Annotated in this window: 18 protein-coding genes and 2 pseudogenes; 8 read left to right on the forward strand and 12 right to left on the reverse strand. The window is 59.1% G+C overall.

Translation table 11 applies throughout. From position 1 onward, the window contains the following. Positions 1–59 precede the first annotated feature (59 nt). The 3 genes from ACOGXC_RS08105 (at position 60) to ACOGXC_RS08115 (ending at position 3,437) form a co-directional block, all read left to right on the forward strand. Positions 60–1,319 (forward strand): cytochrome P450, encoded by a 1,260-nt coding sequence (locus tag ACOGXC_RS08105; protein ID WP_419917695.1) that lies wholly within the window; start codon positions 60–62, stop codon positions 1,317–1,319. A gap of 124 nt (positions 1,320–1,443) precedes the next feature. Beyond that, positions 1,444–2,529, forward strand: coding sequence for a Zn-dependent alcohol dehydrogenase (locus tag ACOGXC_RS08110; RefSeq protein ID WP_419917696.1), 1,086 nt, complete (start codon positions 1,444–1,446; stop codon positions 2,527–2,529). Between the two features lie 110 nt (positions 2,530–2,639). Next, entirely contained in the window at positions 2,640–3,437 is a 798-nt protein-coding gene (locus ACOGXC_RS08115) for an SDR family NAD(P)-dependent oxidoreductase (RefSeq protein ID WP_419917697.1), read from the forward strand. A gap of 58 nt (positions 3,438–3,495) precedes the next feature. On the opposite strand, the gene ACOGXC_RS08120 is transcribed toward ACOGXC_RS08115, so the two are convergent. Then, a complete protein-coding gene (locus ACOGXC_RS08120; protein WP_419917698.1) occupies positions 3,496–4,701 on the reverse strand; it encodes an aspartate aminotransferase family protein in 1,206 nt (401 codons plus the stop codon). Between the two features lie 196 nt (positions 4,702–4,897). Between ACOGXC_RS08120 and ACOGXC_RS08125 the strand changes: the two genes are divergently transcribed. Continuing rightward, entirely contained in the window at positions 4,898–5,947 is a 1,050-nt protein-coding gene (locus ACOGXC_RS08125) for an LLM class F420-dependent oxidoreductase (protein ID WP_419917699.1), read from the forward strand. A gap of 7 nt (positions 5,948–5,954) precedes the next feature. Next, positions 5,955–6,764, forward strand: coding sequence for a sugar phosphate isomerase/epimerase family protein (locus ACOGXC_RS08130; protein WP_419917700.1), 810 nt, complete (start codon positions 5,955–5,957; stop codon positions 6,762–6,764). Positions 6,765–6,787: 23 nt separating this feature from the next. On the opposite strand, the gene ACOGXC_RS08135 is transcribed toward ACOGXC_RS08130, so the two are convergent. The 10 genes and pseudogenes from ACOGXC_RS08135 to ACOGXC_RS08180 form a co-directional block, all read right to left on the reverse strand. Then, positions 6,788–10,066: a DEAD/DEAH box helicase gene (locus ACOGXC_RS08135; protein ID WP_419917701.1), complete on the reverse strand. Its 3,279-nt coding sequence runs from the start codon at positions 10,064–10,066 to the stop codon at positions 6,788–6,790. Then, entirely contained in the window at positions 10,063–10,764 is a 702-nt protein-coding gene (locus ACOGXC_RS08140) for a hypothetical protein (RefSeq protein ID WP_419917702.1), read from the reverse strand. The genes ACOGXC_RS08135 and ACOGXC_RS08140 overlap by 4 nt, the downstream gene beginning before the upstream one ends. A gap of 107 nt (positions 10,765–10,871) precedes the next feature. Further along, a complete protein-coding gene (locus ACOGXC_RS08145) occupies positions 10,872–12,344 on the reverse strand; it encodes an N-6 DNA methylase (protein WP_419917703.1) in 1,473 nt (490 codons plus the stop codon). Continuing rightward, the gene (locus tag ACOGXC_RS08150; RefSeq protein ID WP_419917704.1) at positions 12,341–12,712 is read right to left on the reverse strand and encodes a hypothetical protein; all 372 of its coding nucleotides are present in this window, start codon (positions 12,710–12,712) and stop codon (positions 12,341–12,343) included. The genes ACOGXC_RS08145 and ACOGXC_RS08150 overlap by 4 nt, the downstream gene beginning before the upstream one ends. Positions 12,713–12,927: 215 nt before the next feature. Then, positions 12,928–13,677, reverse strand: coding sequence for an IS1595 family transposase (locus ACOGXC_RS08155; protein ID WP_419919999.1), 750 nt, complete (start codon positions 13,675–13,677; stop codon positions 12,928–12,930). Positions 13,678–13,695: 18 nt separating this feature from the next. Beyond that, a pseudogene (locus ACOGXC_RS08160) lies at positions 13,696–13,911 on the reverse strand (transposase); the annotation flags it as partial. 91 nt (positions 13,912–14,002) lie between these two features. Next, positions 14,003–15,484, reverse strand: a pseudogene (locus ACOGXC_RS08165) (GmrSD restriction endonuclease domain-containing protein); the annotation flags it as partial. Then, entirely contained in the window at positions 15,481–16,164 is a 684-nt protein-coding gene (locus tag ACOGXC_RS08170; RefSeq protein WP_419917705.1) for a restriction endonuclease subunit S, read from the reverse strand. The gene ACOGXC_RS08170 and the pseudogene ACOGXC_RS08165, both read right to left, overlap by 4 nt. Continuing rightward, positions 16,161–18,911, reverse strand: coding sequence for a DEAD/DEAH box helicase family protein (locus tag ACOGXC_RS08175; RefSeq protein WP_419917706.1), 2,751 nt, complete (start codon positions 18,909–18,911; stop codon positions 16,161–16,163). The genes ACOGXC_RS08170 and ACOGXC_RS08175 overlap by 4 nt, the downstream gene beginning before the upstream one ends. 238 nt (positions 18,912–19,149) lie before the next feature. Continuing rightward, positions 19,150–19,680: a hypothetical protein gene (locus ACOGXC_RS08180; protein ID WP_419917707.1), complete on the reverse strand. Its 531-nt coding sequence runs from the start codon at positions 19,678–19,680 to the stop codon at positions 19,150–19,152. Between the two features lie 189 nt (positions 19,681–19,869). Here ACOGXC_RS08180 and ACOGXC_RS08185 point away from each other — a divergent pair, with 189 nt between their 5' ends. Together ACOGXC_RS08185 and ACOGXC_RS08190 are read left to right on the forward strand one after the other, a co-directional pair. After that, positions 19,870–20,106, forward strand: a complete 237-nt coding sequence (locus ACOGXC_RS08185; RefSeq protein WP_419917708.1) for a type II toxin-antitoxin system HicB family antitoxin — start codon at positions 19,870–19,872, stop codon at positions 20,104–20,106. After that, positions 20,103–21,302 (forward strand): acyl-CoA dehydrogenase family protein, encoded by a 1,200-nt coding sequence (locus ACOGXC_RS08190; protein ID WP_419917709.1) that lies wholly within the window; start codon positions 20,103–20,105, stop codon positions 21,300–21,302. Before ACOGXC_RS08185 ends, ACOGXC_RS08190 begins: the two co-directional genes overlap by 4 nt. Positions 21,303–21,361: 59 nt before the next feature. Here ACOGXC_RS08190 and ACOGXC_RS08195 read toward each other — a convergent pair whose 3' ends face one another. After that, on the reverse strand, positions 21,362–22,153 hold the full coding sequence (locus tag ACOGXC_RS08195) for an alpha/beta fold hydrolase (RefSeq protein WP_419917710.1): 792 nt from the start codon (positions 22,151–22,153) through the stop codon (positions 21,362–21,364). Between the two features lie 127 nt (positions 22,154–22,280). On the opposite strand from ACOGXC_RS08195, the gene ACOGXC_RS08200 reads away from it, so the two are divergent. Continuing rightward, the gene (locus tag ACOGXC_RS08200; RefSeq protein ID WP_419917711.1) at positions 22,281–23,336 is read left to right on the forward strand and encodes an ABC transporter ATP-binding protein; all 1,056 of its coding nucleotides are present in this window, start codon (positions 22,281–22,283) and stop codon (positions 23,334–23,336) included. Positions 23,337–23,399: the final 63 nt, after the last annotated feature.

Genomic DNA, 23,399 nt, shown 5'->3' on the forward strand with positions numbered 1-23,399 from the left:
TTGGTAGTGTCTGACCCATCCTGGGGATTCCCGAACGGACACTGGGAGGAGGGTGAGCAGTGGAATTGCCTGATATCGATCTGAGCGATGTCACCGGATTCTGGACCCGGCCCCCCGCCGAGCGGGAAGCCGCATTCACCCGGCTGCGAGCGGAGGATCCCATCCGATTCTTCGAGGAACGTGCGGTTCACTACAACGAGACCGAAATCCTCCCGGCCGGACCGGGCTACTGGGCGATAACCCGCCATAGCGACATAATCGAGGCCAGCCGCCGGGCCGACCTGTTCAGTTCCGGCATCGGCGGCACCCAGATCGCCGACCTGCCCCTGGAGTTCAACGAGTTCTTCGGCTCGATGATCAACATGGACGACCCCCGCCACGCCCGCCTCCGGAGGCTGGTGTCGAGGGGTTTCACCCCCAGAACCCTCGACCGGGTAAGCCGGCAGGTGGAGCAGGTCGCAGCCAGGATCGTCGAGGACCTGGCCAGGATGGGCGAGTGCGACTTCGTGACCGAAGTGGCCGCCCGCCTACCCCTGCAAATCATCTGCGAGATGATGGGCATACCCGAGAACCGCCACCAGGAAGTGTTCCACCTGAGCAACATCATCCTGTCGCAGGGCGACCCGGAATACATCCCCGAGGGGGAGAACCTCCTGGACGCGTTATTGGTGGCCGGTGCCGGGTTGGCCGAGATCATGAACGAGCTGTCCACCGCTCGCCGGGCCGAACCCACCGACGACATCACCTCGATTTTGATCCATGCCGAGGTTGACGGGGAGCGACTGAACCAGGCAGAGCTGGCTTCGTTCTTCGTGCTGCTGTGTGCGGCCGGCAACGAGACCACCCGCAATTCCATCAGTCACGGGATGGTCGCCCTCACCGATAACCCCGACCAGCGCCGGGTATGGCTGAACGACATCGACGGGGTTACCCCCACCGCAGTGGAGGAGATGGTGCGCTGGGCCTCCCCGGTCATCCACTTCCGGCGCACCGTTACCACCGACGGGGCCCGGCTGGGCGACAAGGAGTTCAAGGCCGGCGACAAGGTCGTGCTCTGGTACAACTCGGCCAACCGCGACGAGGCCGTTTTCGAGAACCCACACCGCTTCGACGTGCTCCGCAACCCCAACGACCACATAGGCTTCGGTGGCCCCGGACCGCATTTCTGCCTGGGAGCACACCTGGCCCGGCGACAGATCGGCACCATGTTCCGGGAGTTGCTGAAGCGGTTCCCCGACATAAGAACCACCGGAGAGCCCGATCGGCTCCGATCCAACTTCATCAACGGCATAAAGCACCTCCCCTGCTCGGTCTCCTGACCCCTTGGCAGTGAGTAAAACCAAGCAGTGTCCTGACCCCGCCTCTCGGGCACTGCTTTTTAGTTTTAGGCCCGGACGCGCCTACTGTCTGCGTTGGATCCGACCTCGATTCAAGGAGATCACCATGCGTGGAGCCGTCCTGCACACCAGTCCCGGCGAGCTTGTCGTAGAAAACCTGACCGTCGACAAGCCTCACCCCAACGAGGTGCTGATCAGCACCACCTACGCCGGGCTTTGCCATTCCGATCTGCACTTCATGGACGGTCACTGGGCCGTACCGGCACCGATGGTGATGGGCCACGAGTCCGCCGGTGTGGTCGAGGCGGTGGGCGATGACGTGACCTACGTCGAACCGGGCGACCACGTTATTACTTGCGTGTCGATGTGGTGCGGCGAGTGTCGCCCGTGCCTATCGGGCAAGCCCTACATGTGCGCCCACGGCGATGCACTGCGCAACGGCCGTCCCGCACCCTCGCACCGGTTCGAGGACGGCCGGCCGTGCGCAACCATGGCCGGGCTGGGGTCGTTCGCCGAGGAAATGCTCGTGCACGAGCGGGCGGTGGTCAAGATCCGCAACGATATGCCCCTGGATAGGGCATCCTTGATCGGCTGCGGGGTCACAACCGGGCTGGGGGCCGTTATGCGAACTGCGGCTGTGCCCGCCGGATCCAGCGTGGTGGTGATCGGCTGCGGCGGCATCGGGCTGTCGGCCGTACAGGGCGCACGCATCGTGGGGGCAACACCGGTGATCGCGGTTGATGTGCTGGACTCCAAGCTGGAGATGGCCCGCACTTTGGGAGCCACCCATACCATCAACGCTTCGGAGACCGACCCCGTTGGCGAGGTTCAAGAAATTACCGGGGGTGGGGCGGACTTTTCCTTCGAAGCCATCGGTTTGAGCGCCACCGCCGAGCAGAGTTGGCAGATGATCGGCCCCGGCGGCACGGCCACCATCATCGGGATGCTGCCCATGGGCAGCCAGGTGAGCATTCCCGGCCCCGAGATTTTCATGAAGGAAAAGAAGCTCCAGGGTTCGCTCATGGGCTCCAACCGGTTCAGGATCGACATGCCCAAGTTCATCGACTTGTACCTGGACGGGCGGCTCATGCTGGACGAGATGGTGTCGGCCACCATAGGCATTCACGAGGTGAACGCGGGCTACGCAGACATGAAGGCGGGCAAAACCTTGCGCTCGGTCATAAAGTTCTAGCCGACTCGCCCGATTCGACGACCGGCGGCCGGGACATACTCGCCCGATTAGAGGGCCGATGGAAAGGACATACTCGCCCGATTAGAGGGCCGATGGAAAGGACATAGCGGATGGGAAGATTGGATAACCGGGTAGTGGTTATCACCGGCAGCGGTGACGGCATCGGATACGGAATCGCTCGGCGTTTCGCGGCCGAGGGAGCCACGCTGCTCATAACCGACATTGACGCCGCCGCTGCCGATCGGGTGGGCAACGAGTTGCGAGACGATTTCGGTGCCGAAACCCGGTCGATGCGGGTGGACGTTTCGGTCAAGGATGAGGTGCTGAACATGGTGTCAGCCGCGGTGGACGGCTGGGGCCGCCTTGATGTTCTCATCAACAACGCTTGGGGGGGCGGGGAGTTGGGCCGGGTCGAGATAAAAACCGATCAGCTCATGAACGATGCCATGCATGTGGGCTTGTTCGGCCCGCTGTGGGCCATGCAGGCGGCCTTTCGGGTAATGCGTGACCAGCGCTACGGCCGGGTGGTGAACCTGTGCTCGCTCAACGGGGTGAACGCCCACATGGGCACGCTGGAGTACAACTGCGCCAAGGAGGCCTTGCGCACCCTCAGCCGCACCGCCGCCCGGGAATGGGCCCCTTACGGCATAGTGGTGAACGTGATCTGCCCGGGAGCCAAAACCGCCTCGGCCCGGCGGGTCGAGAAGATGATGCCCGACCTGATCCGTAACGCCGAAGCAGCCAACCCCATGGGCCGGATGGGTGACCCCGAGGCCGACATCGCCCCGGTGGCCCTGTTCCTGTCCACCGAGGATGCCCGGTACCTCACCGGCAACACGCTGTACGTGGACGGCGGCAGCCACATCAACGGGGCAAGCTGGGTGCCCGACCTGCCCGAAACCGGGTAACCCGCCAACCGGGGGGAAGGCGCAGCAACCGGGCAACGCAGGATCGGCTGATACCGACCTAATCCTGTGCCAGCACCTCAGCCATCGTGTCGAACAGCGTGCCGATCTCGTGGTCGCTGATGACCAGGGGCGGGCAGATGGCCAAAGCGGTGCCTATGGGGCGGAGAACCACCCCGGCATCCAGTAGTCGCATCCGGACCGCAGCGGTGTCATAACCCAGTTCGGCGGCGTACACCGCTCCCGTTCCCCGGTAGCTCGAGATGAGCCCATCGGCTTGGAGCGCGGCCAACCCCTCGGTGAGCCTGCCGGCCAGATGCGGCACCCGCTGAACCAGCTTCTCGTCCTCCATCAGGGCCAGGTTGGCCACCCCGGCAGCCATGCCCGCGGGATGCCCGGAGTAGGTGTACCCGGTCCGCAGCACCCAGCCGGGCCGCTCCAGCACGTCGCACACGTCCCGACTGCATATCACCCCACCAACCGGCTGGTATCCCGAGGTGACCCCCTTGGCGAACGTGATCAGGTCGGGCACGACACCGTAGTGCTGAGCCCCGAACCACGATCCGGTCCGGCCGAAACCGCAGATCACCTCGTCCATGATTAGCAGGGCCCCGTGCCGGTCGCATAGGCGGCGCAGCCCCTCCAGGTAGCCGTCGGGGGGCGGGAACACTCCCCCGGCCCCCTGCATCGGCTCGGTTATGACCGCGGCCACCTGACCCTGGTTGGCGGCCATCGTGGTGCTCAGCGCCTCGATGTCCTCGCGGGGCACCTCCACGAAATGAGGGACCAGATCACCCCAACCCTCCCTGTTGCCCGCTATACCCTGCGCCGAGGTACCGCCGAAGTTGGTGCCGTGGTAGGCATCGGTGCGGCGGATGACCACCTGGCGGTCGGGTTCCCCCCGAAGCTGGTGCACTCCCCGGGCGATCTTGAGCGCGGAGTCCACCGCCTCCGAACCCGACCCGCAGAAGAACACCCGCCCATCGGGCAGCGGCGACCGCTCGGCCACCATCGCTGCCAGCTCCTCGGCCGGCTGGTTCGTGAAGGGGGCAAAGGTCTGGTAGGCATCCAGCAGGCGCATCTGATCGGCCACCGCATCGATTATCTCGGCCCGTCCGTGCCCCACCTGGCAGTACCACAGGCTGGCCATGGCATCCAGGTACCGCTTCCCCCGATCATCCCACAGCGTGCAACCCTCGGCTCGCACGATGGTGATGAAATCATCCGACGAGGGCGGCGCGAAGGCGTGAAGGAACTTGCTCGGCACCCCAGCACTTTACCGGCAACCGATTCACGCACCGGTCTCGAACAGCTGATCGCCGATCCACTTTGCGTTCTGATTTTTTACCGGCAACCGATTCACGCAGCGGTCTCGAATAGCCGATCGCTGATCCACTTTGCGTTCTGATTTTACCCGTCGCCAATTCACCCACCGGTCTCAGGAAGTGGAATAGTCACCGGATATGAAGCTGGGCATCGGGGTGGACGTTTGGAACCAGGCCCGGCTGGAGATCCCGCTGGCCCGGGTCAAGCTGGCCGAGCGCCTGGGATACGACTCGGTCTGGTCGGCGGAAATATACGGGGCCGATGCCATAACCCCGCTGGCCTGGATGGCGGCCCATACCCGCCACATCCGGCTGGGGACCGCGGTGTGTCAGGTGGCCGCCCGCCCGGCGGTGACCACCGCCATGCAGTTCGGCACCCTGGAGGCGCTGGCCGGGCCGGGCCGGGCCATCTGCGGGCTGGGACTGTCGGGGCCCCAGATCGTGGAGGGGTGGTACGGCCAGCCGTGGGGCAAGCCCAACGCCCTGCTCCGGGACTACGTGTCCATCATCAAGAAGGTGTTCGCCCGCCAGGGGCCGGTCACCCATGACGGGGCCCAGATCAGCCTGCCGCTCACCGGCGACGGCGCGCTGGGGGCCGGCAAACCGCTCAAGTCGATCCTTCACATGAACCCGGAAATCCCGGTGTTTCTGGCCACCGGCGGGCCGGCCAACACCGCGCTGATGGCCGAGCTGGCCGACGGGTGGCTGCCCCTGGGCTACACCCCCGCCAGCGCCCACCTCTACACCGAGACGATCCAGAAGGGGCTGGACCGGTCGGGGCGCACCTGGGACGACATCGAGATCCAGGCCGGGGCCCGGGTTTCGATCACCGACGATGTGCAGGGGGCCATCGATGCCGCCAAACCCCAGTTCGCCTTTCTGGTGGGGGGATACGGAACCCGCGAGCACAACTTCCACCGCGACGCCATGGTACGGCGGGGTTTCGGCGAGGCCGCCGAGCGCATCCAGGAACTGTTCATGGCCGGCCGCCGGGACGAGGCCGCCGCCGCGGTGCCCGACGAGTACATCGACGACGGGGCCCTGATCGGATCCCGCCGGCGCATTAGGGAACGCTTCGCCCTCTGGTGCGACACCCGGGCCACCGGCCTCACCATCCGAGCCGACACCGACGAGGAGCTCGCCTACATGGCCGAGCTGGCCGGAGCCAGACCCCGGGACCCCCTCTAACCAATCGGTGCCCAGCTCCCCCTACCTGTGTACCGGCACGTTGGGCCGGGTTCTGTGGGAGAGCAAGGCTCGGGCCGCCGCGAAGGCGGGGTTCGTCCGGCTGTCCATATACCGCCACGAGCATCGGCAACTCCGGGAGCGGGGTTGGGACGACCTGGCCCTGCTGAACCTGCTGGGCGACCTGAACCTGAAGGTGGCCGAGTACGACGGGGCGGTGCTGACCATGCAATCCCCCGGCGACGCAGAAGAAACCGTCGCCGCAGCCGCCGCCATCGGGGCCCGATCCATCACCGTGCTGGAGCACTCCGGGTGGCAACCGGGTGAACACATCGACCAGGCCGCGGCCACCCTGGCCGAGATAAGCGACATGGCCGCGGAGCACGACATCCTGGTGCTGATCGAACCGTTCGCCTGGTCACCCCTGGACGACCACCGGGTGGCGGCGCGGATAGTCGAGCGGGCCGACCGGCCCAACGCCGGGCTGCTGCTGGACACCTGGCACCTCTGCCGGGGACCCGAGCAGGGCCGCCTGGACCCAACAATCGACCCGGCCATCATCGGAGCCATCCAGATAGCCGGCACCGGCCCAACCCCCGCAAACCCACAATCACCACGCCAGATCGCCCACGAGTGCATGCACCACCGCCTGCTACCCGGCGACGGCCACACAAACATCGCCAGCCTGCTGGGCAACCTGACCACCCGCGGCGTGAATGCCCCGGTGGGCATCGAAGTTTTCTCCGACAAGCTGAACACCCTCAACCCCGAAACCGCCGCCCACCAAGCCAAAGACAGCTTCGACCGGTTGACCCTGTAAGCGCCTACTATGCGGACTTTGCTTCAGCTCGATTCGCCTGAAAGGATCTCCCAGACCCTCTTGTACTTTTCTCCTGACAGGGCAGCACCCTTGGGCCTCACTCCATCCCATTCACCAGTGTCAAGCTCCTTCAAAAAGCTCCGTGCCTCTCTTACCGAATATCTGCCTTGATCCTCACCAATAGTCTCCCGGTACAGGCTGCCCAGAGCTTCAGCCACGCTTCGCGGAGCCGAGTTCATCCGCATCAGCACCGCCTCTTCGGTACTCACTCCGTGATAGATCATGGCTGGCAATGCATTGATGCGCCGTTTGTCAGATTCCGAAAGCGCATCGAACTCGATTCCTGACAACCGACTCAGGGCAGAAACCCCCCACGTTCCGCTGTTGACGATAGTTCGATATATTGCTTTGCAAGCATCCGTAATTGCAGTGGTACTTGCTTCACTATCTCCCTCACTACTAAAATATTCTCTGGCAATTGCTTCTAAGCCCTTTCCATTCACCCAGTCACTGGTGATTTCAGATATCCGACTATTTTTGGAGCCTTGGACACTCAAATCATTTAAATCCTGCCTGAGTTGTGGCACCTTCAGCATGACACCAAAAAGATCTGCCAGTCTACCGCCGTTTCCGAACAAGCTCTCCGGTGCCCAGTCTGATAGGGTGAGCTTGCTCTCCAAGCCTCTAATGCCACGTAGTGCTGCTTGGACACCTTCGGGTGAAAAGCCAGTGGAATCAGCCAATTCAGCAGTGCCTTCGGGCATACCATCAAGTTTCTGCATATATTTGCGCGTGGCCTCCAGCAGGGCATCTGCTTTCTGTCTCTGCTGGGGATCATTCCTCATTGAGGTGTACCCATAGGTTTGCCTCAAAAGCTGCTCTGAGTCCGCGAGAACTGCATCAAGGTTCTTCTTCTCAGCCCACAAATGCGCTATGTAACAGCGAAAATCCTCCCACTGTTCCTTCCAAAGAACCTCTGACAAGTCTGCCAATGATCCTTGTTCAGCAAGTTCATTGAGCAAGACCACCAGGCGGGAGACCAAAGCACCGGTGTTCCTACTCACAAACTCAATCATCGCGTCACGATCTCTACCCTGACATAATCCTACTACACCAACACTATCATGGTAGATGCGCCCTGCACGACCGGCAAGATTCCAGAAGTCTCGCGGGGCGATCTCCACAGAACTCTTTCCATATGGTAAATAGCGTGAAGACAAAAAAACCGACGACACTGGAAAATTGATGCCTTGAGCAATCGTTGATGTCGCGCATAATATTCGAAGACTCCCCCTTTCTGCTAGCCATTCCATCAACGCCCTAACCTCGTCAGACAGGCCCGCGTGATGCACTCCGACACCCTTTTCTAGCATGCCAACCAGCTCAAAATTGCTGCTGACCTCGGTGCGCAGGAAGTCCTGAACTAACCTGATATCCGGCGATAACTCTTCCATCTCTGGAAGTTTCTGTGTCGCTTCTCCAGCCATCCTCCAGACTGCTTTAATGGTGTTACCCACTGCAATGCTTGTTCCTCGTGCCGACATCACCAAAGCAATTGCCACCGTTTGCAACCCAAGCCCCTTTTGATCCCCTCTCGCGAGCACCTCGCTTTTTGGAACTTTGATTGGCTTCACACCTCCTACACGGTGACTACCCTCAATTGGCAAGGCCCTCTCGGTAGCGGTCAGCGTCTCGAACTCAAGGTGCCAACCACCACGAACACTTTCGTCTGCCACCGCACGATAAATGCCAATGATGCGTTCATTTGGCTTCCACGGAACCGTGCTCAGGCTGATTGCGTTGCCTGCGTTGATGTCATGCGCCAGCCAGCGCGCCACTGCCGCCGATTCTTCAACATATGGCATCAGTAACAAGAAGTTTGCCTGTAGGCAGTCGCGTTTGACTGTCGCCAGCAATAACTCAATCCTCAGACCTCGCCCCTCCGATTCCATATTGTGGGCCTCATCCATCACCACAAGCGCAAGAGGGCGCGCTACCTTATGATTGCGGATCAATAATGACAGCTTCTCAGGGGTCGCTACCAGGATGTCGAACGGCTTCTCATTCTCGGCAAGTAACTCTTCCTCGTAGGCATCCACTTCTACGGCCGAAGTCAACTGCTCGACGCGTAGCCCGACTGGCTCAAAATCCGTGCGCAGCTGCCGCGTGATTTGTGCCGAAAGCGCCCGAGTTGGCGCGACGTAGACAACCCATCCCTTTTCATCCCGGAACTGGTTCAGCGCCTGGAGAATTCGGAACTGAGCGAGCAGAGTCTTACCGCCAGATGTGGGCATGTCCACCACAATCGCCGTCTTCGCCTGATCGAGCAGGCCTTGTTCAGCCAGAGCAGCTCGCTGCGGCGGCAAAAGCTCAAACATCGCCTGGTGTTCTCGTTTCGTGACCGAATTCACAAAATGCGATGTAAGCGAGTTGACCGTCCGTGTAGCCCACCAGAGCGAATTCGTCACCATGATGCGCGCCGTTGCATGCAGCCATCGCAGCATCACTTCATGTTGCGCGTCCCCCGACGCAGCGGCTGCCTTGATCCCCGCTTCAAAATGCTTGTCCAGGGTGCCAAACGGATCACCGGGCTCGCCTTGCAACATATACGCTGCAAGAGTCTCAGTAGCCTTCGCCCAGTTGTAGAGCGCCGCCAGTCGCAGAGCCATCGCCCTGTCGCCCGCCTCCGAACCATTTTGCAGCCGACGGGCTTCGTGAACCTTCTGGTCGTTTCGCAAGCCGGCGATGATCTCGCGAATACGATCCAGGTCGTCCCAACCCTGCTTGCGAAAGAGCCTGACCCAGCAATCGAACAGTCTGTACAAGAGTCTGCGATCCCATTCCGTGTTCGCCACGCTCGGTGCTATCAGAACCTCTTCATGCTCTCGGTACCAGCGGCGCAAGTCAGACCAGCGATCACCGCAATAGGCAATCGCGGAAAGGTGAAGCACGAAGAACAAGCGATCATGCGTCTCTGCCGGGACAGGAAACAGGCGGCGAATATTGAAGGTTTGGAACGAAGCTGCAACCGCCTGATCACGCAAAGCAAGGTTATCTCCGGCTGGACGGCTCAACTCCTCTAGCCCCTCAATGGCGGCCAACTCAAAAGCGAGCGCTACCCGCTCCAGGAAGGGTTCGTCCTCTGTGGTGTCCACAAATGAAAAACTGATCTGGTTTCCAACTGCCTGCCGTACGAGACGCTGGTTGACGAGAACATCGGCACGTTCAAGCTCTCCGGCACCGATAGCTGTGACCGCCCAATGTTCTTTCAAAGCCCTCAATGCTTCGTTGGACAAGCTCATCGCTCCAAACCTGCCCTTTGTATAAGCATCTCCTGCCCGATACCATCTAACCTATCCTGTGGAAGATAGATCGCAAGCAGTTCAATGCGCGTTCCTTCGGGACATCCATTGCCAAGGTCGCTGACCCGTGCTCGCAAGTCATCCTCATGGGGTTCTACATCACGAACAAGACATCCATAGAGCTGAATGTCAGATGAGTTTCGTAGATACCTGCCAGCCGCGTGCTCGTACTGAGTCTTCCACGGTGCAGATCCAGAGCGGTAGCCCAGGTATTTCATCAGATCGTCGCGAGTCGCCTCAACATCACGCAGATCTTCCAGTTGCTGCTTCAAGCCCATTCGACCGTACATAACCCCAGGAGGGTGTCGACGCTCACTTGAAGTCTTTACTTCGCCAAATGCAAAGCAGGCTCCATCATCATCAACTCCGAATCCAACCAGATCTGCACCTGGCAGGCTGGATCTGCTCCTTCTCTCATCCCGCGCATCTGGCCAGGGAAAACTGCATGACCGGTGGTCGGTTAGATAGGTTTCTGCTATCGCCTCTCCCACCCGCCAATCCTCGACTTCTTCCGGGTCTTCCAGCAAACGGCGCAGCCCTTCCCGATTAAACTCTGTTTCAATCACGCCAGCAAGAATTTCCTTGATATTTTCCTTTCCTTCGTCATCAAACAGAACAGCTGCAACCGGATTATCCATCGCTGCCCCTAGTTCTTCTTCCGACCACCTTAGACCAACCCCCTGGCATGACTCTTCGCCTAATTGGTAAACAATCCGTCCCGCTTCAACTGGCACTTTGCGCAATGTCAAATTTTACTCACTGCTTCAAAGCTGCTCAGCGCTGAGCGCAGGTTCTCCACAATCTCTTCCATAAGCACTTCCGGCTCCGGCAGGGTATCGAGATCAGTCATGGAGGCATCCTTGAGCCAGAACACATCGAGGCTCGCCTTGTCGCGTTGAAGAAGTTCTTCGCGCGTATAGGCCCGCCATCTGCCGTCCGGGGACTCCTCGCTCCAGGTTTCCTCTCGCGGGTGCCGGTCCTCAGGTTTGTAGCAGGCAACGAAGTCCTCGAGATGCGCATAGGTCAGCGGCTTCTGCTTGAGGGTGTGATGCACGTTGGTGCGGTAGTCGTAGTACCAGACCTTCGAGGTCTGTGGATCAGCGCTGGCGGGACGGTTGTCGAAGAAGATTACGTTTGCCTTCACTCCGTGGGCATAGAAGATCCCCGTAGGCAGCCGCAGGATCGTGTGCAAGTCGGTGGCGTGAAGCAGTCTTCGCCGGATCGTCTCGCCGGCCCCACCTTCGAAAAGCACGTTGTCGGGCACGACAACAGCCGCTCGGCCGGTCGTTTTCAGCATGGTCCGAATGTGCTGGACGAAGTTCAACTGCTTGTTGGATGTTGTAGCCCAAAAGTCCTGCCGGTTGTAGGTAAGGTCTTCGATCTGCTGCTCACCGGCGGCGTTGGTGAAGCTCATCGAGCTCTTCTTGCCAAAAGGAGGGTTGGCGAGGACGTAGTCGTATGTCTCCGAAGGCGGGGAGATCAGCGCGTCAGCAGGTGAAATTCGCGTCTCGCCAGTCATCTCCCCGATCCCATGCAGTAACAAGTTCATCAGGCAGAGCCTACGTGTACCCGCCACGATCTCGTTGCCATGGAAGGTGTCGTGCTTCAGGAACTCCTTCTGATCCCTGTCGAGCGCCCAATTCTGCGGGTCGGTCAAAAAGTCATGGGCGGCGAGGAAGAATCCGCCTGTGCCGCAAGCCGGGTCAGCGATGGTCTTGCCCGGTTCCGGACGCACACACGCCACCATCGCGCGGATAAGGGCGCGAGGCGTGAAGTACTGGCCCGCACCGGACTTGGTGTCCTCGGCATTCCGCTCCAGCAGACCTTCGTAGATGTCGCCCTTCACATCCGCCCCGGTCTGCACCCAATCGGTGCCATCCACCATATCGATCAAGCGATAGAGCTTGGCTGGATCGGTGATCTTGTTCTGAGCCTTGGCGAATATCTGACCCAGCATGCCCCTCTGCTCACCGAGCTTTCGCAAAAGGGTAACATAGTGTTCTTCGAGATCTGCACCGCGACGGATGGTCAGGCTCGTCCAGTTGTAAGCATCAGGAACGCCAACATCACGGCTATAGGGTGGGCCGGCATATTCGTCGGCCATCTTCAAAAAAATCAGATAGGTCAACTGCTCTAGATAATCACCATACCCGACACCATCATCACGCAGCGTGGTACAAAAACTCCATACTTTAGAAACAATCGGAGCTGTGCTCATTCTGCCATTCCAATCGTTTCAGCTTCATCAGACTGGTCTCGATGTACGGATATTTTAGTAGCTATCTCTATCAATTCGATCAATGCTCTCTTGCGATGAGAATAGAATGTCCGAAAGTCATCAGATCTAAGAGGGGCAAAAGGAATCCTATGGGTGGAAAGGATACGGTTCATTTCCTCATCAGTAAGACCAACCTGGTTGTGAGATTGTAAGGCAATCAGATATTCAGATGGAGCCTTGCGGCCGATCATTTTGTTTGCCCTCGAAGAAATTGGTGTCCGATTGATGATGGAGTCGTACTCTGATCGCTCGATACCATTTTCTTGACACCACGCTCGGGGAAAGATATGGTGGATGTCAAGAGCCATTTCTGGGGCTTATATATGTGACTAGCCAAACTACATCTGGCCTGGGATTTTTTTGACTGGTTAGAGAGAAAAGCCCTGGTCAAAACAGATGTGGTTAGCTTTGTATATAATTTCCGCATTAGACGCTATCCTCCAAATCGGTTGTGTCCACAGCGTCGGGTGGCATGATGAGCACGGCTCGGAGCGTATCCGCTAGTTCTTCCTCTGTGGGATAGTCAGGCTGCATTCGCTTGGACCCCCTCGGCGGTTAGACGGTCATAGGTTAGTAGTTTGTCCTCCATCATGGAGAACGCATCCGCCATTTGCTGAATCGTGTTCTTGGGACGCTCGTTGTGCCTGTGCTGGAACTCAGCGATGTAGCGGTGGAGATGTTCAGGCGATATGTGGTGGTAGGTGCCCTGATAGCCGCGCTTGAGCAACGCCCAAAAGGATTCCAGCCCATTCGTGTGGGCCATCCCATCAACCCAGCGACCTGTCGAATGCGTAACGGCGTGGTGCTTGTACCCGGCCCTGTTCAACGGCAGGTAGCCGGGGGCCTCGTCGGTGAACACCACAGACTCCCTCTCAGTGTGGTCGGTGACCACGGCGGTCAAGGTAGCAGCTTTGGTGTCAGCCACCACACCGGCAGCAACCCGACCCGTTGTCCGCTCCCTCACACCGGCGACGATAGCCTTCCCCGATGGGCCGCCTGCTGCTTTCATCCGTTTGTGCTGGTGCTTGTTGCGCTCCAGCCCGCCCACATAGGTCTCATCGGCCTCCACCGGGCCGACAAACAGGAAATCGTCAACCTTCATCCCCTCACGAATCCGGTGCGCCAAATGCCACGCCGTTTTCTGCGTCACCCCAAGATCACGATGCAACTTCATACTAGACACACCTTTCAACCCGGTGTTGAACAAATACACGGCTAACAACCATGTCTGGCAGGAGAGCTTTGAGTCGGCCATCACCGTGCCGGTCTTCACTGAGAAATGCTTACGGCAGTCCTTACACCGAAAGGGCATCGGCTGGCGGGTTCTTATACGACTGATCCGTTCACTTTGGCATCGTGGACAGGCCACACCGTTCGGCCACCGCGCCGCTTCTATAAAAGCTTCTGCACTTTGATCGTCGGGAAAGAGTCGAAAAAATTGAGGCAAGGAAATGCCTTTCCTGCCCGACCGTCCCGGCCCTTTACCCGAGGATTTATTATTCTCCATATTTACTATTATACCAACACAAGCGACACTTTCTCTGTGGCCCAATTCCCCAGGTCAACAGTAGTTTGGCTAGTCACATATATAAGCCCCCCATTTCTTCATAGTTAAGTGCCTCAATCGTCTCTTTCCAAAAGAAATCTTCTGCACCCTCCCGTAGGACCAGGACATTCAAGGCCTTATATGCGGCACTGACACGAGATCTCAAGGTATCCAGGCGGCTCTCTCGAAAAGTTGCTTCGGAAATTGTACGGGGCCTCCAATTCGATGTTTCCTGCTTGAAACCAGCCAAATCCAACTCAAACCAATGCATAAGGTCTTCAAAGTCATTGGCAATGCGTGTCTCAACAGATTGGCCATACAACTCGCCAAGTACACCGCACCAGAACCATTGAGATAGACGGTCATAGATACGCGGTTCCCGCCAACGGTCTTGAAGTTGTGAAAGCACAGCAGCCAAAGGGACAAGTTGTGTTTGATAGGGGAGCTCACGAGAGGCAAAAAAGCGTTGTTTATGCATAAATTGAGATGCCAAGTTGAAGCCTTCCTCAACAAGTTTTGCCCACCTTCTATACGCATCTAGATCCAGTGATAGTATGGCAGCACGCTTAGCACTGACTGCGGAAACCATCTTTCCCTTCTTGCCCGCAGAGATGTCTGCTTGCCGATGTTGATATGTTTCGAGAATAGACACCGCCTGTAAAAAATCCGTGGGCTCTACACTGGCCAGTACAGGTATTCTAGCAAAACGTTCGGAAATTCCTTCAACTTCTTTCAACTCGCTGCCAAACCAATGATCGCGAAGATTGAAGCCTTCAGCGGCAAAAGTTGCCGTGACCAGTTCAAATACGGAAAGTGGCACACCACCAGTGTTAACTTTTTCGAAGACAAGGCACACGGCCTCTTTCGTAGTCGTTTTTCCCAAAGTAATCACTGGCAGTTGATAGTTCCTGAACTTATCCAGGATTTCTTTGCGAAACCTCATATAGTCTGCAAATCTTTCGGGAGCCTGAGCGTGCAGCGCCTGTTCCCACTCATCTGAATCAAGTACTTGCGAACAGGGAAAATAAAAGTTTTCTAGTTCCAATTCACGTGTAGAGAGGTCCAAAACAATATCTCGATTGAAATTGGTTTTAACTTTGTGATCTTCTGGAACTGAAATAAAAGCCTCTTCCAGTTTTCCTTCTTCCAAGGCCATCGCAATATCTATATAGTAATGTCGGCTAATTTTAGCGCCCTTGTGATCAAAGGTATGAACAGGCTTTTCCACAGAAAGCACCTGTGTTAGTGATGTAAGCCTTTGTTGACCATCCAAAATAAGGCGCTCTGGTTCTGGAGGGTTCCCAAAAAAGTCTACGTTTTCAATAGGTCGTGCCTGAAAGCGGATATCACCACCCACTTCAAGTATCATCACTGCACCGACTGGAAATGACCGGGCAATGCTGACCAGTAATGACTTTACATGTTCGTCATCCCACACCCAACCGCGCTGAAAATCTGGAAGCTGAATCTTTCCGGCTGTAATATCAGCTAGTATTTGTGTTAGGGGAAATTTAGTGCTGTCAAATGTGTTCATATGGACCTTTTCTGTTTGTGTGATTTATTGCCATCTGAAGGACGCTCAGCTTGTATTCGAGCAAGTAGGACAGCGGCAGGTTCGTCATTTGGATCTTGGGAGATAAGTTGGCCGGCAAAGGCTTTCTTCAGGATGGATTGGCGAAGTTTCTCGGCGTGAACTAGGGCAGCATCTATCTCAGCATTCAGTTTTTCTGCTGCCTCAAAATGAGAGTCAATAATCTGGAGGATACGTTGTTGTTCATTGATGGTAGGTAATTTAATAGGTATTGAAAGTACCTGAGTTTTTGTGATTGCAGAAAAGGTCGACCCAGTAGCAAGTTTTGCTAATGTTGGCTCATACGACCGAAGTGCCCACATGATAAACCGATTGGATATACACCCAAGGGAAGTAATAGCCGCTAAGCCTCTACCAATACAATAATCTTGACATGCAATGTTAGTTGGCCCTACAGGTGCCTGTACAGACAACAGAACAGCTCCAGACTTTGCAATCTTTTGTGGAATAGCACAAAATTTTTTTGGTGTCGGATATAGATTGCCAAAATCGCTCTTCCCTTGAAGGAATGGAAGCCCAGAGCTGCTAATATTATAGGTGCTTGATGGTGGGGCTTGGCCCATCTCTATATCACAAACTTCAGCAAGTTTCGCCTGTACCCAACCTGTAGGCAAATCCGTCACGCTGCCAGTGCCTTGTTCATTTCAGCCATTATATCATCCATCCTGTCACCAAATAGGGTATACATCCGCCCGAGGCCGCCTTGTGCTTCGAAGGGCGCTAGTTCCAGGTCGTCGCGCTCTATGGTGAACGAAGTCACAAGGTGGTCACGGATCATGTGCAGCCAGTCTATCTGCTCCTCGGAAAATTTTTCACCTGCCCCGGCGTGGCGCTTGAGTATCCACTCCTGGAAATTACGCCGCACTCTACCGGAATGGGGTGTCAGTACTTCGTCCAGGCCACAAACACGCCGTATCAGAGAGACCAGGGCCGTGAGTTCGCTGACCGGATGGGTGCCCTTGTAGTCGTCGAGATGGGCGTAGGCACGCCAGACATTCAGAGGGGCAAGGCGCGGGGAGCCTTCTCTGAGCTTGGCCAGCACAGCCTTGACCATGGCATGGCTCACCTCTGAGCGGCGAGCGGGCTGTGAGAAGAAGATGGTCAGCGCCTCTATCTCGTCTCGATGCTCCGCCAGATACACCTCGAACTCCCTTGCGGTCGCCTGAGCGTTCTCGGCTATGTCGCCTTCCCAGCCGGCTCTCAAGAGCTCGTCGAGATTTTCATGATCGATGGTCTGTTCCTTGTCGCGACGGATCGTGTCCAAGAGATTGATGAGCGGCCCGGTGAAGATGGTGGCCGCCTGCTTGATGCGTTCCTCCCGTGCAACCTGCATGGCAGCATCGTCGGGTTCGGCATGGCCAGCGGCCTTGGCATCGGCCTCAACCTTGTCCGGGTCGATGGCGTCAACAAGATCGCGGACAATGGTGGTGAGAGGCTTTCCGGCGACTTGCTTGACCTTTGCCTGATCGTGGGGTTCGAGTGTGTTGTCGAGGCGCGATAGCCGCGCGGCGAGCGAGCTCACGGTCTCTTCCGAGCGGTCGCCCATCATCAGGCACATGGCAAGATCCTTGAGCGGGATTGAAGGCTTGGAGTCGAGCGGCTGGCTCGCAGTCTTCAACGACTTGGTGACACCTACGGCATCGACGATCACATAATGAGTCTTGGCTCGGGCCGACGGCGTAACCCTTTGCAACTCATCCGGTGTGAGAACACGGGTACCCCGACCCTTCATCTGCTCGAAATAGTTACGTGATCTCACATCGCGCATGAACAGCAGGCACTCGAGCGGCTTCACGTCGGTGCCCGTGGCGATCATGTCCACTGTGACAGCAATACGCGAGTAGTAGTCGTTGCGAAACGCCGCCAGGGATGATTTTGGGTTGTGGGCACCGTTGGTGATTTTGCGGCAAAAATCGTTACCCTCGCCGAATTCCTGCCGGACAGTCTGGATGATGTCGTCGGCGTGGCTGTCGGTCTTGGCGAAAATCAGAGTCTTGGGTAGCTCATTGCGTCCAGGAAATATCTTCGGCCAATGGTCACAAAAGGTGCGCATTACGGTCCGTATCTGGTCGGGGTTCACCACCGACCGGTCGAGTTGGGAGGCCGTGTAGTCCTCTTTTTCGTCCTGCACCTCCCAGCGACGGGCACGGGTCTGCCGCTCGCGCTTCTCCACAAGCTGCTCAGGTCTCAGGGTGTCTCCGCTCTGGGTGATCTCCGTTTCGATGAAGTAGACCTCGTTGCCGACGTTGACTTTGTCGGCCACTGCCTGCTCGTGGCGGTACTCGCTGACCACGTTCTTCTGGAAGAACCCGTAGGTGCGGTTGTCAGGCGTGGCAGTGAGCCCGATCATGTAGGCATCGAAATACTCGAGCACCTGCCTCCAGAGGTTGTAAATCGAACGATGACACTCATCAATGACAACCACATCGAAACTCTCCGGTGGCAGGTCGGAGTTGTAGACGACCGGAAGCGGTTCGTTTCGTTGCCATCTCTGCTCCGCCGGGTTCTCCTCGTCGACCCCTTCGGCCAACTCCTCGCCCTTCAGGGTCGCGTACATGCGCTGGATGGTGGAGATGACGACCTGGCTGTCTTTGGCGATGGACGGTGAGGTGAGGCGCTGAACGTTGTAAAGCTCGGTGAACTTGCGGTTGCCATCATTGGGGATGAAGGCCAAGAACTCCTGTTCGGCCTGCTCGCCCAGGTTCCGAGTATCGACGAGAAACAGCACGCGGCGGGCATCAGCGTACTTCAGCAGGCGGTAGACCTGGGTGATCGCGGTGAAGGTCTTGCCGGCACCAGTCGCCATCTGGACAAGCGCACGCGGCTTGTCGGCCTTCAAGGAAATTTCAAGATTGGTGATCGCGTTTTCCTGGCATTCGCGCAAACCAGCGGGGTTCAGAGGCGGAAGCGCCGCAATTCCTGCCCGCAAGGACCGCTGGGCATTCGCCCAACCGTTCAGGGTTTCCGGACGATGGAAGGTGAAAACCTCCCGGGAGCGTGGCTTGGGGTCGCGTCCATTCGTGAACCGTGTGATCTGCCCGGTGCTCTCGTAGAGAAAGGGTTGGAGGTCGGAATCAGGAATCCACTTGAGCTCAGCATTGGCATAGCCTTCCGATTGCTCTTCTACTGTGGTGAGCCTGGCCCCCCAACTGTCCGGCTTGGCCTCAATGATGCCTACGGGCCTCCCGTCGGAGAAGAGCACATAGTCGGACGGTCCGATGCTGGTTTGGTATCCCCGCGCAGCAATGCCAGGACCCGCCCTGAAGTCAATGGCATCCTTGTTCTGCACATGCCAGCCCGCCGCCCGGAGCCGATCGTCGATTCGGTCGCGGGCAACTTGTTCCGGAGTCTGGTTTACATCATACGGCATGCAACCACTCAAGCCCTTGTGGCGCTGCGTGAGGTATCGTTGTAGTCGTCAGCACCGGCCACGCCCCCCCCCCCCCGATAGCGGCGCGACCCTGTCATCATCACCCGGCGGGAGATCGTCCAGGTCAAAGGGGTAATCAGCAATGGACCAGCGCACCTGTGCGATGATACCGGCAGTGGTAGTCCAAGCGCCAGGCTACTCCCATCTGAAAAACTCAGTGATGATTGCATTCCAGCCATCACTTCCTAAGTTTTGACAGCACGGTAGGGCCAAACTCTACTCTAAATGGAGCAGTTGTTATTGATGCTCTGTCAACCTCTATTCCTAGATAGCTCAGCCGGTTGACGATCCAGTCAAAATGCTCTAATTCGTCGTCAGGTTCCAGGACAGCTATTACTTCTCGTGCCAACTTGGCCCGAGAAGTGAACCACCACATCACCCGTGGTGACCTAGCCAGTGGCAAAGACAAAGTACGCCATTTGCCGACTTTTACTGCCAAACGCCATGGCCCCTCACTGAATCCACGGTCTGCCTTCAGTGTGATCCGCCTACCATCGCTCAAATCGGGAAACTCTTCCAAGCTGAAAATCAGCACCATTGGCTTGTGCCTACCGGTCTTTATTTTATGTTGTGTTGGAGTAGCAGGGCGAAATACATCAGGCTTAGCATTGGAGGTGTCTAGTTCTTCATCCACCCCAGTTAACCTGCTATCCCAACCAGTACTTTGCTTCAGCTCACATACAGCTCCCAGAGCAACTACGCTTATCATGGTTCATCAAATCTTAGTCAATTGTATTGGTCTGTATTCAATCTATGCTCAATTCAATCTATGCTCACTCAGAGGCAGCAGGTGAGCCACCAGCCCATAGCCAGCTCATCCCACCCCCTCCACGGTGAGCACCGCCGGGTGATAGCATTCAGTGCACCACTGGACGGTTACCGAACGGGGAGGAGCGTGATGAACACACGGTTGACCGCGATTGTCGAACGCGAGGGTGATGGCTATGTGGCCCTGTGCCCGGAAATTGATGTCGCAAGCCAAGGCAGAACCGTGGCCGAAGCACGTGACAACCTCGCCGAGGCACTTGCACTCTTCTTTGAGGCCGCTCCAGCCGAGGAAATCCACCGGCAGCTGCGCGGGGAAGTCTACGTAACTCAAATCGCCGGAACCAGCTTGGGTAGATTGGGCTTGTGAGCACTGACAGCGTACCCCGGGAATTGGATGAAGCCATCGACACCCTGCTGGCGGAGCATGATCCGGCCACGGTGCCGGTTGTGGAGTTCCGGGGCTACCAGTACGATGCCGGGCTGGCCTGGGTACATTTTCCGGTGGGCTTCGGGGGGCTGGGGCTGGCCCCGCGCCTGCAACGCCACGTTGAGCGCCGCCTGCGGGATGCCGGGGCCGGGGGTGCCGATCCGGGCATCTTTTTTTTCACCCTGGCCGGTCCCACCATTGTCACCCACGGTACCGACGAGCAGAAGCGTCGCTTCCTGCGCCCGATGTTCACCGGCCAGGAGCGTTGGTGCCAGCTATTTTCCGAACCGGGAGCGGGTAGCGACTTTGCCGGCTTGGCCGCTCGGGCGGTGCTCGACGGCGAGGTTTGGACGGTGGACGGCCAAAAGGTTTGGAACACCCTGGCGCACCGGGCCGACCGGGGGATGCTGGTGACCCGCAGCAACCCCGAGGCCCCCAAGCACAAGGGCCTCACCTACTTCGCGCTGGACATGCACGCCGAGGGGGTGGAGGTGCGCCCGCTGCGCCAGATCACCGGCGAGGCCGAGTTCAACGAGGTTTACCTCACCGGCGTGAGGGTGCCCGACGCCGACCGTATCGGTGCCGAGGGCGAGGGTTGGCGGGTGGCTCTCACCACGCTGATGAACGAGCGCACGGTGATCGGTGCCGGCGGCTCTCCCAAACGCGGATCGGGAAGCATCGCCGAGTTGGTGCGAGTGTGGTCGGCGCTACCCGATGAGCAACGCACGCCATCACGCCGCGACCGGGTTATGCAACTCTGGAGCCAGGCCGAGACCCTGCGGCTCACCAACATGCGGGCCTCGCAGAATCGCCGGGCCGGCAACCCCGGTCCCGAGGGATCGGTCTCCAAGGCCATACACTCCGATTTGAACAAGGCAGTGTTCGAGGAGTGCATAAACCTGATGGGGCCGGCCGGATTGGTGGGCTTCGACTACACCTTCCGGCGACCCGAGAACGTGTCCGAGACCGGAGCCGAGAACGGGGTGGCGCATGCCTTCCTGCGGGCCCGGGCCAACTCCATCGAGGGCGGCACCAGCGAGATCATGCGCAACATCCTCGGCGAGCAGGTGCTGGGACTGCCCGGCGAACCCCGGGTGGACAAGGGCATCCCCTGGAGCCAGATCCCCCGGAACTAGAGGCTCAAGCGAGGCTCAGACGAGGCTCACACGAGGCTCACGCGAGGCTCAAACGAAACTCACACGGCGGCACCGGCTCTCTGGCGATCCAGCCAGCCGATTACTGCGTCGGCCACGGCTTCGGGCTGTTCGGGCAAAAGGGCGTGGCCGGCGTTGGGGATGAATACCACCTCCACCCGATCACCGGCGGCCTCCACCAGGGCCTCGGCGTTGGCCGGCACGGCCAGCACGTCGTCGGCGGGCTGCACCGCCAGCATGGGGGCGCTGCCTCCCGCCCACCAATCGGAGACCGGTGTGGACACGGTGGCCCGCTCCTGGCGGTGGGCCAGGGACCCGTGCCAACCGCCGACCCACGGGGTCGGATCGTTGCCGGGGGCGAAGAAAGCCCTGGCCACCGCGTCCCGGCGAACCTCGGGCGGCTGCCGGGTGTCGAACACCGTCCGCAGGGTGCCGGCCACCTCCTCGGTCGGGGGAACGAACCCGCCACAGGCCAAAAGCACCAGGCCTTCCACCAGCTCGGAGTGCATGGTGGCGGTCATCCGGGCGATCCGGTTGCCGTAAGCGTGCCCGACCACATAAGCAGGACCCCCACCAAGACCGCGAATCACATCGGCAACGTCACCGGCCAGCGCTGCCAAGGTTTCCTCACGTTCGGCCCCCGCACTACCACCCAAGCCCCGGGGCTCGGGGCAGGCCACCCGGTAGCCGGCCCGGGCCACATCGTCAGCCAGCCGGTCGAAATCGGCCGCCCCCCGGCCCAGCGAGGGCAACATGACCACCAGCGACTCCTCCCCGCTGGTGCCTCCGCTGATGCGAACCTCAATGGACCCGTGGTTGGTGGGCACCATCATCACCGGAGATCATAATCCAGAGTTGCCAACCGGCAGATAGCGATTGGCATCCATGCCTGCTGCCGGCGGCAACGCAACCCATTCAGACCAGGACGGCGAAGAGGGAGCCGGATAGCCTTTGGCATCCATGCCCGCTGCCGGAATTACCCCGCCGATGCTTAGCGCGATGCTTAGCGTCGAGCACGCGTACAAGTCATTCGACAGCGGCCCGGTGCTGACCGACTTGGATCTGGTGCTGAACGCGGGGGAAGTGCTGTCGCTTCTGGGGCCGAGCGGGTGCGGCAAGACCACCCTGCTGCGCCTCATCGCCGGACTCGAGCGGGCTGACCGGGGAAGGATAATCCTGAACGGAACCGTGGTGGACGATGGCGAGAACTGGGTACGGCCCGAGGACCGCAACGTTGGCATGGTGTTCCAGGACTGGGCACTGTTTCCCCACCTGGATGTGGCCGGTAACGTGGGCTACGGGGTGCCCCGCCGCCGGCGAGGCGGGGAAGTGGCCCGGACGCTGGACCTGGTGAACCTGGCGGGAATGCAGAGCCGCACCCCCGACACCCTCTCCGGTGGCCAGCAGCAGCGGGTGGCGCTGGCCCGGGCGCTGGCCCCCGAACCCACTGTTTTGCTGCTGGACGAGCCCTTCTCCAATCTGGACACCACGCTGCGGCGGGAGGTGCGTGCCGAGGTGCGCGAACTGCTGGGGAACGCGGGGATGACCGCTGTATTCGTGACTCACGACCGGGAAGAGGCCCTGGTTCTGGGAGACCGGGTGGCAGTGATGAACTCGGGCCGTATCGTGCAGACCGGATCGCCCACCGAGATCTACCGCAACCCGGCCACCCCGTGGGTGGCGGAGTTCGTGGGCACGGTGTCGCTGTACCCCGCGGTGGCCGCCGGGAACATCGCCGAGACCGACTTCGGACCCATCCCCCTGATAGACCCCTTCCACGGCCCGGTGAATATCGCGGTGAGGCCCGAAGCAGTGGACCTGAGGGAAAGCGACGGTACCGCCGACCACACCGTCGAGCACTTCGAGTACCGGGGAGCCGATGCCATGGTCACCGTGGTCGGCCCCAGCGGCACCCGCCTCCACACCCGGGTCGACGGCACCAGGAGCTTCTCACCCGGTGACCGGGTCTCCCCCACCTACACCGGCCCCGCCGCCGCCGCTTTCGACCCCGACTGACAAGCCGCCGCTAGCCACAGCTTTCGACCCCGACCCCGCCTAACCAAATCAGGGTTACCGGAG

Source organism: Candidatus Poriferisocius sp. (genome assembly GCF_965202595.1).
GTDB lineage: Bacteria > Actinomycetota > Acidimicrobiia > Acidimicrobiales > Bin134 > Poriferisocius.

What these genes read in the sequence shown, in the direction of transcription:
- ACOGXC_RS08110 (WP_419917696.1), top strand. Translation starts at nt 1,444, where the DNA reads ATGCGTGGAGCCGTCCTGCACACCAGTCCCGGCGAGCTTGTCGTAGAA.
- ACOGXC_RS08115 (WP_419917697.1), top strand. Translation starts at nt 2,640, where the DNA reads ATGGGAAGATTGGATAACCGGGTAGTGGTTATCACCGGCAGCGGTGAC.
- ACOGXC_RS08125 (WP_419917699.1), top strand. Translation starts at nt 4,898, where the DNA reads ATGAAGCTGGGCATCGGGGTGGACGTTTGGAACCAGGCCCGGCTGGAG.
- ACOGXC_RS08135 (WP_419917701.1), bottom strand. Translation starts at nt 10,066, where the DNA reads ATGAGCTTGTCCAACGAAGCATTGAGGGCTTTGAAAGAACATTGGGCG.
- ACOGXC_RS08140 (WP_419917702.1), bottom strand. Translation starts at nt 10,764, where the DNA reads ATGGATAATCCGGTTGCAGCTGTTCTGTTTGATGACGAAGGAAAGGAA.
- ACOGXC_RS08145 (WP_419917703.1), bottom strand. Translation starts at nt 12,344, where the DNA reads ATGAGCACAGCTCCGATTGTTTCTAAAGTATGGAGTTTTTGTACCACG.
- ACOGXC_RS08150 (WP_419917704.1), bottom strand. Translation starts at nt 12,712, where the DNA reads ATGGCTCTTGACATCCACCATATCTTTCCCCGAGCGTGGTGTCAAGAA.
- ACOGXC_RS08175 (WP_419917706.1), bottom strand. Translation starts at nt 18,911, where the DNA reads ATGCCGTATGATGTAAACCAGACTCCGGAACAAGTTGCCCGCGACCGA.
- ACOGXC_RS08180 (WP_419917707.1), bottom strand. Translation starts at nt 19,680, where the DNA reads ATGATAAGCGTAGTTGCTCTGGGAGCTGTATGTGAGCTGAAGCAAAGT.
- ACOGXC_RS08185 (WP_419917708.1), top strand. Translation starts at nt 19,870, where the DNA reads ATGAACACACGGTTGACCGCGATTGTCGAACGCGAGGGTGATGGCTAT.
- ACOGXC_RS08195 (WP_419917710.1), bottom strand. Translation starts at nt 22,153, where the DNA reads ATGATGGTGCCCACCAACCACGGGTCCATTGAGGTTCGCATCAGCGGA.
- ACOGXC_RS08200 (WP_419917711.1), top strand. Translation starts at nt 22,281, where the DNA reads ATGCCCGCTGCCGGAATTACCCCGCCGATGCTTAGCGCGATGCTTAGC.